This window comes from Vreelandella zhanjiangensis DSM 21076 (assembly GCF_000377665.1).
GTDB lineage: Bacteria > Pseudomonadota > Gammaproteobacteria > Pseudomonadales > Halomonadaceae > Vreelandella > Vreelandella zhanjiangensis.
Genome location: NZ_KB898646.1, coordinates 895,858 through 908,987 on the forward strand (window position 1 = coordinate 895,858; position 13,130 = coordinate 908,987).

Annotated in this window: 11 protein-coding genes; 7 read left to right on the forward strand and 4 right to left on the reverse strand. The window is 54.8% G+C overall.

The window, feature by feature from the left end:
• The first annotated feature begins 193 nt into the window (after positions 1-193).
• The 7 genes from D467_RS0104035 to D467_RS0104065 all read left to right on the forward strand — a co-directional run bounded on the left by D467_RS0104035 (position 194) and on the right by D467_RS0104065 (position 7,595).
• Complete coding sequence (locus tag D467_RS0104035) at positions 194-1,717, forward strand: 3-hydroxyacyl-CoA dehydrogenase (protein WP_018916230.1); 1,524 nt, start codon at positions 194-196, stop codon at positions 1,715-1,717.
• A gap of 76 nt (positions 1,718-1,793) precedes the next feature.
• The gene (locus D467_RS0104040; RefSeq protein ID WP_018916231.1) at positions 1,794-3,002 is read left to right on the forward strand and encodes a 3-oxoadipyl-CoA thiolase; all 1,209 of its coding nucleotides are present in this window, start codon (positions 1,794-1,796) and stop codon (positions 3,000-3,002) included.
• A 120-nt stretch (positions 3,003-3,122) separates the two neighbouring features.
• Positions 3,123-3,944 carry an IclR family transcriptional regulator gene (locus tag D467_RS0104045; RefSeq protein ID WP_018916232.1) on the forward strand — a complete coding sequence of 274 codons (822 nt, stop codon included), beginning with the start codon at positions 3,123-3,125 and terminating at the stop codon, positions 3,942-3,944.
• An 82-nt stretch (positions 3,945-4,026) separates the two neighbouring features.
• Positions 4,027-5,142 (forward strand): ABC transporter permease, encoded by a 1,116-nt coding sequence (locus D467_RS0104050; RefSeq protein ID WP_018916233.1) that lies wholly within the window; start codon positions 4,027-4,029, stop codon positions 5,140-5,142.
• A gap of 95 nt (positions 5,143-5,237) precedes the next feature.
• Positions 5,238-6,014 carry an ABC transporter ATP-binding protein gene (locus tag D467_RS0104055; RefSeq protein ID WP_040460104.1) on the forward strand — a complete coding sequence of 259 codons (777 nt, stop codon included), beginning with the start codon at positions 5,238-5,240 and terminating at the stop codon, positions 6,012-6,014.
• A 7-nt stretch (positions 6,015-6,021) separates the two neighbouring features.
• The gene (locus D467_RS0104060) at positions 6,022-6,963 is read left to right on the forward strand and encodes an MlaD family protein (protein ID WP_018916235.1); all 942 of its coding nucleotides are present in this window, start codon (positions 6,022-6,024) and stop codon (positions 6,961-6,963) included.
• Positions 6,960-7,595, forward strand: a complete 636-nt coding sequence (locus tag D467_RS0104065; protein ID WP_018916236.1) for an ABC-type transport auxiliary lipoprotein family protein — start codon at positions 6,960-6,962, stop codon at positions 7,593-7,595. Before D467_RS0104060 ends, D467_RS0104065 begins: the two co-directional genes overlap by 4 nt.
• A 20-nt stretch (positions 7,596-7,615) precedes the next feature.
• Here D467_RS0104065 and D467_RS0104070 read toward each other — a convergent pair whose 3' ends face one another.
• From D467_RS0104070 to D467_RS0104085, 4 genes are read right to left on the reverse strand one after another with little or no spacing between them, the layout of a single operon-like run.
• Positions 7,616-9,460: a protein kinase domain-containing protein gene (locus D467_RS0104070; RefSeq protein ID WP_018916237.1), complete on the reverse strand. Its 1,845-nt coding sequence runs from the start codon at positions 9,458-9,460 to the stop codon at positions 7,616-7,618.
• Between the two features lie 23 nt (positions 9,461-9,483).
• Positions 9,484-10,791 (reverse strand): 2-oxo acid dehydrogenase subunit E2, encoded by a 1,308-nt coding sequence (locus D467_RS0104075; RefSeq protein ID WP_018916238.1) that lies wholly within the window; start codon positions 10,789-10,791, stop codon positions 9,484-9,486.
• A 38-nt stretch (positions 10,792-10,829) separates the two neighbouring features.
• Complete coding sequence (locus D467_RS0104080) at positions 10,830-11,807, reverse strand: alpha-ketoacid dehydrogenase subunit beta (RefSeq protein WP_018916239.1); 978 nt, start codon at positions 11,805-11,807, stop codon at positions 10,830-10,832.
• Between the two features lies 1 nt (position 11,808).
• Complete coding sequence (locus tag D467_RS0104085) at positions 11,809-13,011, reverse strand: thiamine pyrophosphate-dependent dehydrogenase E1 component subunit alpha (RefSeq protein WP_018916240.1); 1,203 nt, start codon at positions 13,009-13,011, stop codon at positions 11,809-11,811.
• Positions 13,012-13,130: the final 119 nt, after the last annotated feature.

Here is a 13,130-nt window from a genome sequence, read left to right on the forward strand (position 1 = left end):
GCTCCTGGCGTGAATAATCGGTTTTAATCTTTTTAGAGTGAGATAAAGTGAATCAACCCATTAGATTCTGCCTGGCGGAATTAACGTTCACTTTTCTTGTCAGGCACTTTTGCATAGCCTAGGATGGCAGTCAATAAACGAAACGCCATTCTGCAATGCAGAACAAAATAAATTCAAAGCAAGGATTTAATACATGGCTAACGACTCAACATCGCTCCCCTTCACCACGCTTGGCATTGTTGGCACTGGCGCCATGGGGCGCGGCATTGCCCAATTAGCCGCTCAGGCAGGCCTTGACGTCATGCTTTTTGACGTCAAAGAAGGTGCCGTACAAGAAGCGCAAACCTTCATTAATGGCCTGTGGCAGAGAAGCGCTGACAAGCAGCGCATTACTGCCGAACAAGCACAGCAATATAGCCAGCGCCTGCGCGAGGCAACCGAGCTGGCCGCCCTCGCCCCCTGCGATATTGTGGTCGAAGCGATCGTTGAGAAGCTGGAGGCCAAGCAGGGGCTGTTCAGCGATCTAGAAGAAATTGTTAGCCAGCAGGCGGTGCTGGCAACAAATACCTCTTCGCTATCAGTAACGGCTATTGCAGCGGCGTGTCAGTACCCAGAACGGGTCATCGGCTTTCACTTCTTTAACCCCGTTCCGCTGATGAAAATCGTCGAGGTTATTCCTGGTCTGCGCACGGCCAGCGATGTTACCCAGCGAGTAAACGCGCTGGGCGACGCCATGGGCCACTTTACTGCCCAGGCAACCGACACGCCTGGCTTTCTGGTCAATCATGCTGGACGCGCCTTCGGCACTGAAGCGCTTAAAATTCTGGGTGAAAGCGTCACCGAGGCGGCGACGATCGACCGGATTATGGTCGACCAGGGCGGTTTTCGGATGGGGCCTTTCACACTGCTTGATTTAACGGGTCTGGATGTTTCTCATGCGGTAATGGAATCGATCTATCACCAATATTATGAAGAGGCGCGTTTTCGCCCTTCACCGTTAACGCGTCAACGCCTGAGCGCGGGTCTATTGGGCCGTAAAACCGGCGAAGGCTTTTACCGCTATGTTGAAGGCCAGCAGCAGATGTCGGATGAGCCGGCCATAGCCTCAATATCCCCTTGCCCGGTATGGATTAGCCAAGACGACCCCGATCATGCTGCTGCGCTTAGGGAACTGGTAGAAGCGGCTGGCTGGGCTTTAGAAACCGCTACACAGCCCACCGAAAAAGCGCTCTGCCTGCTGACCCCACTGGGCGAAGATGCCACCAGCTGCGCGCTTCGCCAAGGTCTAGATGCCAAACAGTGCGTTGCGATAGATATGCTGGCAGGCCTTGAAAAACGCCGCAGCTTGATGACGACACCGCTGACCGATACTAATTTCGCTCAAGCAGCGGCCAGCTTACTCAGCCATGACGGCACCCCGGTGAGCACGCTGCAGGACAGCAATGGCTTTGTGCTTCAGCGCATTATTGCCTGTATCGTCAATGTAGGTGCCGACATTGCCCAGCAGGGCGTTGCCGACCCTGCCACTATCGACCGGTCGGTAGAACTTGGCTTGGGCTACCCCTTCGGCCCGCTACGCATGGGCGACCATTACGGGCCAGTACGCATTATGACGATACTCACCAACCTGCTGGATGCGACCGGCGACCCCCGTTACCGCCCTAGCCCGTGGTTGCGCCGCCGCGCCGCCCTGCAGATGTCGCTTACTAAAGCCTAATGCGTACCAGCACCCTCGTTCAGAACAACCGTTTTCATGACAGCTATCGGCCATAAGAATAATCGGGAGAATCATTATGCAAGACGCCTATATTTATGATGGTTTACGTACACCTTTTGGGCGCCATGGCGGTAGCCTAGCGGCTATTCGCCCGGATGAACTGCTGGGGTTGACGCTGAAAGCCCTGGTCGCCCGCAATCCTTTCGCCCTTGAAAGCTATGAAGAGGTGCTCGCAGGCTGCACTAACCAGGCAGGCGAGGATTCCCGTAATGTCGCTCGTCATGGTGCGCTGCTGGCGGGCCTGCCTATCGAAGTGGCGGGGCAAACGGTCAATCGCCTTTGCGGCAGTGGTTTGGCGGCGATGATGGATGCCGCTCGTGCAGCCCGGCTAAACGAGGGCGAGCTATTTCTGGCCGGTGGCGTGGAATCCATGTCCCGTGCGCCCTATGTGCTCGGCAAGGCAGACGCCGCGTTTGCCCGTAACCAGCCAATGTACGATACGGTGATTGGCTCACGCTTTCCCAACCCGTGGATCGCCAACGAGTACGGCAGCCACAGCATGCCTGAAACGGCGGACAATATTGCCCATGATCTGAATATTAGCCGTGACGCAAGCGATGCCTTTGCGGCCCGCTCCCAGGCGCGCTACGCCCAAGCGCTGGCCGCCGGTTTTTACGATGCTGAGATGTTTGGCGTTGAGGTCCCTCAAGGGCGTAAACAGCCGCCGCTAATAGTTGATAAAGATGAACACCCGCGTCCGCAAAGCACTGAAGACAAGCTTGCCAAACTAAATGCCCTGTTTGAAGGCGGCGTGGTGACGGCCGGGAATGCATCCGGGCTTAACGATGGCGCTGCGGCGTTAATTGTTGGCACATTGGGGGCCGGCGAACGGGTTGGGTTGCGCCCGCGCGCGCGTATTTTGGCGAGTGCCGTCGCTGGCGTTGCGCCACGCGTAATGGGCTTGGGTCCGGTGCCTGCTTCACAAAAAGCCTTAAGCCGAGCAGGGCTTACCCTTGAGCAAATGGATGTTATTGAAATTAATGAGGCGTTCGCCGTTCAAGTGCTGGGCTGCGTACAGCAGTTAGGGCTATCCGCCGACGATCCGCGCCTAAACGCTAACGGAGGCGCCATCGCGATCGGCCACCCGTTAGGTGCCTCGGGCGCGCGCCTGGCTCTGACGGCATTGCGCCAGCTGGAGGCAACGGGGGGACGTTACGCCCTGGTGACCATGTGTATTGGAGTTGGCCAGGGTATTGCGACGATTATCGAGCGGCTCAATCCCTAATCCAACTTGGCGAATCCAATATCGCTAGCGCCTGGGTCGTTTCGTTGATAGCGCTTTGTATGGTTATTAAGCACTTATGCGATACTTGCTGCTATAAGACATTCTCTGCTGGAATTATTAATGACCGCTATCGACAATACTGCTGATGATCCGCAGCTGCCGGAAAAAGATCGCAATTTCGTTACTGCACTGGCACGCGGATTAGAGCTGATGCGTGCCTTCGGCAATGGCGAGGAATACCTGGGTAACGCGGAGCTTTCCAATCGAACCGGGATTCCACGTCCCACGGTTTCGCGCTTGACCTATACCTTAACCCAGCTAGGTTATTTACAGCACAACACTCATTTGGAGAAATACCGCTTAGGCCCCGGCGTACTGGCGCTGGGGTATCGGTTTCTGGCCAATATGGGCATTCGTGAAGTCGCGCGTCCGCATTTGCAAAAATTTGCCGATGCCACGGATTGTAACGTGAGCCTGGGCGGCGCTGACCGTAGCGATATGGTTTATCTGGAGACGTGTCACGGTAGCGGCCCCCTGATCATTCGCTTGGACGTTGGTTCACGCTTGCCAATAGCCACCTCGGCAATAGGCCGAGCCTGGCTATGCGGCTTGCCTGAAACACGTCGCCAACAAATTCTTAAAGAGCTGGCGGCATTCCATGGAAAAGAGTGGCCTGCTCTGGAAGCTTCCATTAAGCAAAGCATGGAAGATTATGCCTATTACGGCTTTTGCTTATCCGAGCAGGACTGGCAACGCGATATTAGCGCCGTTGCCATGCCGCTGATTCTAGAGGATGGCGCTGAAGTGCTGGCGATCAACTGTGGGGGATCCAGCTTGCGTTTGGATCATGATCGTCTGGTCAATAATCTTGGCCCGAGGCTTAAAGAAGTGGCAGCTCAAATTAAGCAGGAACTCGCTCCAAAGCATAAACTGATGCGCTGAGTTTATGCTTCTTGGCCTTTCCCTAACGCTCGTTTGAATGCATCATAGAAACTTAACGATAGGCGGGTGTAGAGGAGCAGGGATGCCAAGTGAGTGGATAACGCGCCAGGATGGGAAGTTAGTTTTACAAGGGGAATGGACACTTAACCATTACCAAGAGCTTAAGAAAGCCTCCACGTCTTACGCGAAGAATCACGCAGACGAGACGGTATCGCTGACCGATATACAGCGTCTGGATACCGCTGGAGCCGTACTGGTTATCGGCATTATCGGGGTTGAGAAAGCCAAGCAGGTGCCCGACTGGGCGAAAGATCTGCCCAAGGAACAGCAGGCGCTGCTGGTTCGCATCGCCGAGGCCATGGATGCACCGCTCGATGTATCTCGTCACAATACCCATCGTATTACCGATGCGCTAGCCAGCGTCGGCGAGCAAATGATGGGGTTGTGGTCCCAGCAGCGCCAGCTGCTGGCGTTTATAGGTTTGGTACTGGCCACCTTTGCCCAAACGCTATTGCGGCCACGCCACTGGCGCTTTACCGCGACCGTCGCGCATATTCAGCAAACCGGCCTGAATGCCGTCCCCATTGTTGCCCTGCTCACCTTCATGGTGGGCGCGGTGGTCGCTTTTCTGGGGGCTACCGTTCTTGCCGATTTTGGCGCCACCGTTTATACCATCGACCTGGTCGCCTTCTCGTTTCTTCGCGAGTTCGGTGTTCTTTTGGCTGCCATCCTATTGGCTGGCCGAACAGCGAGCGCCTTTACGGCCCAGCTGGGGGCAATGAAATCCAATGAAGAGATTGATGCCTTGCAGGCTCAAGGGCTTGATCCGATAGAGCTTCTGGTCCTACCCCGCGTCATGGCACTACTGGTAAGCCTTCCCCTACTCGCTTTTATAGGCATGCTTAGCGGCTTGTTAGGCGGGGCGCTGGTTGCAGTTCTTTCGCTGGATATTTCATTTCACCAGTTTATGACCACTCTACAAAAAGATGTCTCGGTGGTGCACTTTCTGGTCGGGCTGAGCAAGGCGCCGGTCTTTGCCTTTGTTATTGCCGTGATTGGCTGCCTGGAAGGTTTTAAAGTCAGCGGCAGTGCCCAGTCGGTTGGCGCCCACACTACGTCCAGCGTGGTGCAATCCATTTTTATGGTGATCCTGATTGACGCCTTAGCGGCACTCTTTTTTATGGAGATGGGCTGGTGAGCAAGCAATCTTCATCCAAGGATGTATCCGCGGAGGCATCATCCAGCAATACATCAAGCCATGCATCAAATCCTGCATCCAGCCAAGAGCCGGTTATCAAAGTCCGCGACCTGGAAAACCGCTTTGGTGATCATGTCGTGCATGAGTCTCTGGATCTTGACCTTCTAGACGGTGAGATACTCGGCGTGGTGGGTGGTTCGGGTACCGGCAAATCCGTTTTGTTACGCAGCATCGTAGGTTTAAAACGCCCTAATGCTGGAACCATTGACGTATTAGGCACTAACCTTAATGAGCTTAGTGAAAAAGAGCGTAGCCAGATAGAGCGACGTTTCGGGGTTCTGTTTCAGCAAGGCGCACTGTTTAGCTCGCTTAATTTGCAGGAAAACGTAGCGCTTCCACTGATTGAGCATGCCAAGCTGGCCAGAGAAGATGCGGAGCACTTGGCCCGGGTAAAGCTTTCTCTAGTAGGGCTTGAGCCTGAAGCCGCTTTGCAATATCCCGAATCGCTCTCCGGCGGGATGATAAAACGCGCCGCATTGGCCCGCGCATTGGCACTGGACCCGGATATTTTGTTTCTTGATGAGCCAACGGCAGGACTCGACCCCATTGGCGCTGCCGCTTTTGATCAACTACTGGTCACGTTGCGCGATGCGCTGGGTTTTAGCGTTTTTCTGGTCACCCACGACCTGGATACGCTTTACGCCGCCTGCGACAGAGTCGCGGTTTTATCTCAAAAACGGGTTTTGGTGGTGGACACGCTGCAAAACGTTGCCGAAACCGATGATGAATGGATTCAAAACTATTTCCACGGACCTCGCGGCCGGGCTGCAGAGCAGTCATCATCCTCTTCAACGGCTCAGCCTAAGGAGTGAGTAGCACATGGAAACGCGCGCTCATCACGTTTTAATTGGATTATTTACCTTACTCACCGCCGCTGCCGCCCTGCTATTTGCGCTATGGATGAGCCAAGTAGCCGGCCAGCAAGACTATCAGCCTTATCGCATCCTATTTGAGCGAAGCGTTAGTGGCTTATCCGTGGGTAGCACTGTGCAATATAACGGCATCGAAGTGGGGGATGTGACCGAGCTGACGCTAGACCCCACTGACCCTCGCCAGGTGGTTGCCCGCATTCGCGTTGAGGAAGATACGCCAATCAAAACCGACACCCGGGCCAAACTCGCGTTTGCCAGCATTACCGGCAGCATGTCGGTACAGCTTCATGGCGGCACGCCGGAAAGCCCACGCCTTATTGACCAGACCGACGATGATGCACCATTTATTCGTTCAGATCCTTCTCCCATCGCCACACTGTTTGAAGAAGGCGAGGAAATGATCGATAACATCAATGCGATTTTACAGAATGTTAATGAGCTGTTTGATGATAATAACCGGGAACAGGCAGGCAATATTTTAACCAACGTTGCCCAAATCACCCAGATGATAGCCTCTCAGCAAGACGCGCTGGATGAGAACATGGCGCTTTTCGCGGACGTTTCACGCGAGGCGACTACCACGCTTGAAAGTATCAATACGCTTAGCCAAGAGGCCACTCAGCTCCTCAGACAAGACGGGCAACAGGTCATGCAAAGCGCTGCCGATGCGAGTAACGATGTGGCCCGCGCGGCGCAGCGCCTGGAGCAGCTTATCGATCAAAACGCCGGTGCCGTAGAGAGCACCCTTCAAGGCACGCGCGATATAGCGCCCGCCCTTTCCGCGCTGCGCTCCACGCTCAATACGTTAGACCGCATTACCCGCCAGCTAGAAGAGAGCCCGAGAGACTTTTTACTGGGCCGCGATCAGGTAGAGGAGTTTCGACCATGAGCTTACGCCCTTGGGCTATTGCCGTAACCGCGACGGTGCTTTTATTGAGCGCAGGTTGCTCTATATTGCCGGAAAGCGATCCTGCAACGCTTTACCGCCTGCCGTCTTCAGACCCAGCGCGCAGCAGCGTAGCGCCAACGGCCATAAGTGGTCAGAAACGCTTGGGCATTGCAGCACCCGAGGCGGGATATCTGTTAAGCAGTAACCGCATCGTGGTGTACCCCGAGCACAACGTCGTGAATGTTTATGAAGGCGCCCGCTGGCACGAAGATATGCCGGAGCTTGTCCAGGCCAGGTTAATAGACGCCTTACAGCAAAGCCGCCTGTTTGCCAGTGTAGGCAGCGATCATATGCCGTCTGATTTACTACTGCTCAGTGAGCTGCGCCATTTTCAAAGCGAATATGACAATGGCCGCCCCAAGGCGGTTATTCAGCTGGATGTACAGCTTGTAGAAGCCAGCGCGCGGACGCCTATTGCCTCGCAAAGCTTTAGTGCCACAAGCCAAGCCGCAGACGTTGAAATTCCCTCGGTCGTGGATGCCTTTGGACGCGCCAGCGATACGCTTACCGAACAGCTCACCACATGGCTTTCAGAGAATGCCCAAACGGTCGCTGAATCTTCCAGCCCGTAAGTGCGGTGTTCATGTTTAGCTCACTGTGCTAGCTGCTTTATATATCCCCGCGGATCGCGGGGATAATAGTGCTCTGGCTGGCGTTCCAGGTGGGTAAAAAAGCGCGTATCTTTATAAGGCATCTTCATAAATCCCGAAACACCCAAGCCTTCAATCTGGTCGACACAGGCGAGAATACTCGCCAATAGCACGCGAAACTCATCTTCCTTGGCCGGGTCCAGCAAACGGTAGTAGCTGTGAATTTTCAGATGCTGGGGTAGCGCTTCAAAGATGATCATGCCGGTATGGTGGATATCGTTAAGTCTTTGCAGGATATCCATGATCGATTGGGGAAGCGCTAACAGCTCCTCCGGGTCAGGCCCATCCTCAAAATAACTGTGCTGGCGCGTTCGATCCTCAAGCTCGGGTACCGCGCTTAACTCGTAGTTAATCGCCATCTTCACTTCAGGATAAAAGGGCTCATCGAGCGCCGTACGCTCCAAGTGTAGCGTTTGGCGGGCGTTAAACAGGCAGCTTTTAAACACCCCCTGGCGATGAATCGCCCGAGCCAGGTGCACCATGTTATTGACGGCCTCGATGAACGCAGGCTTCAGAGCTGGGTCGTGAAGGTTTAACGACGAATCGATATACACGCCATCGCGTTCCCAGCGCACAGCCAAGCCACCCACCACCGGGTATTTGCCCAAGCGACTTACGGCGGCCAGGAAGGCTTTTTCAGTCTCCCCCATCCCCTGCATAAACTGCTTATAGTAGCGGTCAAGCTGTACGTCATTGACGTCGTTTAAGGTTTCCTGAACGTTGGCTTCGCGCAGAAACGCCTTGCGAGAGCTATAAACCACGGTGTCGATTTCTTGTTTGGAGGAGCGCGCCCAGACCGGCACCAGTGGCGTTTTTAGACTAACCGGCAGGTCAATCATGACCATCTTGGAAAGCCTGGGCATCGCGCTTAAAAAATAGTCACCGGCTTTACGACGCACCTGCGGGTTGGGGTCCAGCATGCCGTCTAGAGTTTTTGCAAACTCCATGGGCAGACCTAACGAGCTTGCCGGTATTGCCCGATGACCAAATCGACATGACTGGGCTGACGCCAGAGCATAAAGCGTTCCGGCGGCGCCCTGCTCATCAAAGCGTGGCGAAGACAGCGCGCCGTTGAGCTGCTCTTCGCCAATAAAGTAGACATCTCCCAGACGGGCATTGGTCTGCTGCAGGTTATCGGACATCAGCTCCATCACGTTAGCGCCAACGAACTGCAGCTCGCTATCCAGCTGAGCAAATACTGAAGAGCCCCAATCGATAAGCCCAATCGACTCATCCAGCGGATCAAACACAATGTTGGAGGGCTTAATATCACCATGCACCACGGGCCGACACTGTGGCCCTACTTCGCGGCGCAGCGCTTTTAAAATATCCGCCAGCTGCTGCGCGATACGCATAATCAGACGCGGAGACAAACGCCCTTCTCTCAGGGATATTTGCTCTAGATTCCATCCTGGGGCGCGCTCCATCACCAGGATCGACTGGCCTCTGGCGCGCTGGTAGGTAATCAGTTTAGGAATGCGGGGGTGAGAGACTTGCTCCAGCATGAACGCCTCTTCTTCCAGACGTTCTTGCAGGTGAGTGGGTAGCGTAATACGGGAAAACTTGAACACATAGTGAACTGAGTCGTTTCCCTGGGGCACGCTTCCCGCAAAGACAAAGCCATAGGCGCCCTTACCGATCAGCTCGATATCCCGATAACCCAACTGGGTAAGCTGTGCCTGGCACAGCGCTACCCAGTCTTTAAGCTTTTGGGCATCGTGATGGTTCAGCAGATAAACCGACTGCTCTTCGGGTATATAGAACTGCTGTAACGGCGCCTGCGGCATTCGTTAGCCCCTGCGATGACGTTTTAGCCCAAATAAAGCAGCATCGTTTCAGGCGCTTCCAGAAAACCTTTCCACGTATTACAGAAGCGGGCAATGGTCCCGCCATCAATAAACCGGTGATCGCCCGCCCAGGTAATCGTCATGATGGCACGGCGCTGAACGACGCCCTGATCATCAAAGCGCGGTAGCCACTGGGTTTTGCCTATCGCCACAATCGCCGCTTCCGGAGCGTTGATGATGGGGGCGGCATACGTGCCTCCCAAGGCACCAATATTGGAAATACTAATCGTGCCTCCTTTAAGGTCGGCCTGATCAACACGCCCTTCACGCGCAGAGGCGGTCAAACGGCCTACTTCACGGGCAATCTCGAATAGCGTTAAGCGCTCAACGCCTTTGACGTTGGGTACTAGCAAACCTGCCTTGCTGTCTACCGCCATGCCGATATTGCACTGGGGATAGTAGTGCAGCGCGTCGCCAGCCTCGTTTAGCTGAGCATTGAGTATCGGAGTTTCGGCAACGGCCAATGCCATTGCTTTCATAAAGAAAGGCATTAAGGTGAGGCGTTGCCCCTGAGCGTCGACCTGGGGTTTTAACCGTTCGCGCAGGGCCAATAGCTCGGTGACATCGATCTCTTCGCCATAATGAAAATGTGGAATCGTGGTGGCCGAAACCACCATGCGCTTGGCCATTACAGCACGCACGCCCCGCAAGGGCTCAATTCTGGGTGGCTCCTGGCCCAGGGCGCGGGCTTCAGACTGATCGGATACCGGCTTATCGGGCGCTTCTACTGTCTTGCCTTGATCAAGATACGCTAGCACATCTTCTTTAAGCACCCGGCCATCTTTACCGCTACCTACCATATCGGTCAGCTTGACGCCGTGTTCGCGCACCAGCCGCCTCACGGCGGGGCTGGCAGGCACCTTGCCCTTATCGCTATAGACACCTTCGCCAGACGCTTTGGGCGGTGCAGCACCGGGCAGCTCCGCGGCGTCCTCTACTGCGTTATTAAAGGCTTGAGACGGCGCCTGGGAAGGGTGAGTCGCCGAACGATCATCCTCGTGGGCCTCTTGAAGCTGGGTGGTGGACTCTCCCTCGCTCTCGCCCTGATAGGCATATAACGGAGCATGCACTTTGGCAATCTGCCCCTGGGCCACGTAAAGCTTGGTCACTACGCCAGCTTCCGGCGCAGTGATTTCTACCAGCGCTTTGTCGGTCATTACTTCGACAATGGGCTGGTCTTCCTCGATCTGGTCGCCTTCCGCGACCCGCCACTCCACCACTTCACACTCGACGATGCCTTCACCGATATCGGGCAGCTTAAAATCGCTCATTGTGTTTCTCTCCATGCGTTCTTAGGCGCTTTAAACCGCTAAAAATTAACGCTTTCGCGAATCGCTTCAAAAATTTTCAGGTGGTCCGGGAAATACTCTTTTTCCAGTACTAGTGGAAAAGGCGTATCAAGCCCGGTTACCCGTCTAATCGGCGATTCCAGGTAGAGAAAACAACGCTCTTGTATGGTCGCCGCTATTTCACCGGCAAACCCGCCGGTTAACGGCGCTTCATGACTGACCACTAACCGGCCCGTTTTCAGCACTGACTCGGCCACGGTATCGGCATCCCAGGGAAGCAACGATCGAAGATCTATGACTTCGCAGGTAATGCCCTGCTCTTCAGCAAGCTCTACCGCTTTACCAATCACTTCCATCTGCGCGCCCCATCCCACTAGGGTAATATCACTGCCCTCCTTGATGACTTCCGCCTCGCCGATGGGCAGCTGATAATCTTCTTCAGGTACTTCACCAACCGAGGCGCGATAAAGACGTTTGGGCTCCATAAACAGCACTGGGTCTGGGTCGCGTATCGCCGCCAGCAGTAATCCTTTGGCTTGGTAGGGGTTGCGCGGCACGACTACTTTCAGACCGGGCGTATGCGTAAAGTAGGCTTCGGGGGACTGAGAGTGATAAAGGCCCCCGGCAATACCGCCGCCATAAGGCGTACGAATTGTAAGCCCACCTACGTTAAACAAATCGCCGGAACGATAGCGGTATTTGGCGGTTTCATTAACGATCTGATCAAAGGCGGGAAAGATATAATCAGCAAACTGAATTTCTGCTACGGGAACGGAGCCTTGCGCGGCTAAACCGTTGGCAAAGCCAATAATGCCCTGCTCGACCAAGGGCGTATTGAAACAGCGTGCCTTGCCGTATTTTTCCTGAAGATGGCTGGTAGCGCGAAACACACCACCGAAAATGCCCACGTCCTCACCAAAGCAGATGACTTTTTCATCCTCCGCCATGGCAATATCCAGCGCATTATTAATCGCCTGTAGCATATTCATCGTGGGCATATTACGCGTCCTCCTGCGGGCTGGTGGCGGCATCCACGTCTAAATCCAACGATTGCATTCCGCGCGGGTATGCCTCGGGATAACGGCGAATATGGCTTTTCAGGTGATCGAACTGGCGCTGCAGCGCTGGGGTAACGTCGGCATAGACATCGCTAACCAGGCTATCCAGAGGCGGAGACGGGCGTTTCTCAGCGCGCTTCATGGTTTCGAGCACTTCACGACGCAGGGTTTCCTGCAGGTGGGTCTCTTCCTCCTCACTCCACCAGCCCTTTTTAAGCATCCACTTCTGCATACGCAGCACAGGGTCTTTGAGCCGCCACGTCTCTTCTTCACTTTTCAGCCGGTAACCCGACGGGTCATCAGACGATGAATGCGCCGCAAGGCGATACGTCATGGCCTCAATTAACACGGGCTGATTTTGCTCAACGGCGATTTTTCGCGCCCGTTGCGTGGCCTCAAAAACCGCCAGCACATCGTTACCATCCACGCGAATAACGTGCATATGGTAGCCAAACGCACGCGGTGCGATGCCGTCGGCGGCAAACTGCTCAACCGCCGGGGTGGAAATGGCGTAGCCATTATTACGGCAGAAAAAAATGACCGGCACTTTATGCACCGAGGCCATATTCAGCGCCGCATGAAAATCGCCTTCCGAGGCGGCGCCTTCGCCAAAAAAGGTCAGCGTGCAGTTACCGTCTCCGGCAAGCTTCTGGCCATATGCGTAGCCTGTCGCCTGAGGAATTTGCGTCGCCAGCGGTGAGGAAATTGTCATGTAGTGGAGCTTGCGCGAGCCGTAGTGAACCGGCATCTGGCGGCCTTTGCCATAATCCAGCTCATTACCAAATAGCTGGTTCATAAATTCATCAATGGAAAAGCCGCGATACATCAGAGCACCCTGTTCACGGTACTGGGCCATGATCATATCGGTGTCGCTCAGGGCAGCGGTAGAGCCGATAACGGCGGCTTCTTCACCGACACACTGCATATAGAAGCTAAGCCGCCCCTGGCGTTGCGCAGCCATCATGCGCTCGTCAAGAATCCGGGTGGAAAGCATGGCGTGATAAAGCCTGCGAGCATGGTCACGTTCAAGCGCCGGCTCTTCGGCGCCGCTATACAGCTCGCCTTCAGGATCAAGCACGCTGAAGGTGTCAATGGACAGCTCATCACCGGTCATGAATGTTGGCTGGTGTACGTAGTGCGTCATCATTATTGTCCTTGTTTTGCCCCTTTTGAAGGCAGTGTTGTTGGTGATGACCTTTTATGCCAGTGGATTTATCTGGTTTAAGTCAACGCAACTACTGCGACAGTAACGCAGCACAAGAC

What these genes read in the sequence shown, in the direction of transcription:
- D467_RS0104085 (WP_018916240.1), bottom strand. Translation starts at nt 13,011, where the DNA reads ATGACGCACTACGTACACCAGCCAACATTCATGACCGGTGATGAGCTG.
- D467_RS0104040 (WP_018916231.1), top strand. Translation starts at nt 1,794, where the DNA reads ATGCAAGACGCCTATATTTATGATGGTTTACGTACACCTTTTGGGCGC.
- D467_RS0104080 (WP_018916239.1), bottom strand. Translation starts at nt 11,807, where the DNA reads ATGCCCACGATGAATATGCTACAGGCGATTAATAATGCGCTGGATATT.
- D467_RS0104070 (WP_018916237.1), bottom strand. Translation starts at nt 9,460, where the DNA reads ATGCCGCAGGCGCCGTTACAGCAGTTCTATATACCCGAAGAGCAGTCG.
- D467_RS0104060 (WP_018916235.1), top strand. Translation starts at nt 6,022, where the DNA reads ATGGAAACGCGCGCTCATCACGTTTTAATTGGATTATTTACCTTACTC.
- D467_RS0104050 (WP_018916233.1), top strand. Translation starts at nt 4,027, where the DNA reads ATGCCAAGTGAGTGGATAACGCGCCAGGATGGGAAGTTAGTTTTACAA.
- D467_RS0104075 (WP_018916238.1), bottom strand. Translation starts at nt 10,791, where the DNA reads ATGAGCGATTTTAAGCTGCCCGATATCGGTGAAGGCATCGTCGAGTGT.
- D467_RS0104065 (WP_018916236.1), top strand. Translation starts at nt 6,960, where the DNA reads ATGAGCTTACGCCCTTGGGCTATTGCCGTAACCGCGACGGTGCTTTTA.
- D467_RS0104045 (WP_018916232.1), top strand. Translation starts at nt 3,123, where the DNA reads ATGACCGCTATCGACAATACTGCTGATGATCCGCAGCTGCCGGAAAAA.
- D467_RS0104035 (WP_018916230.1), top strand. Translation starts at nt 194, where the DNA reads ATGGCTAACGACTCAACATCGCTCCCCTTCACCACGCTTGGCATTGTT.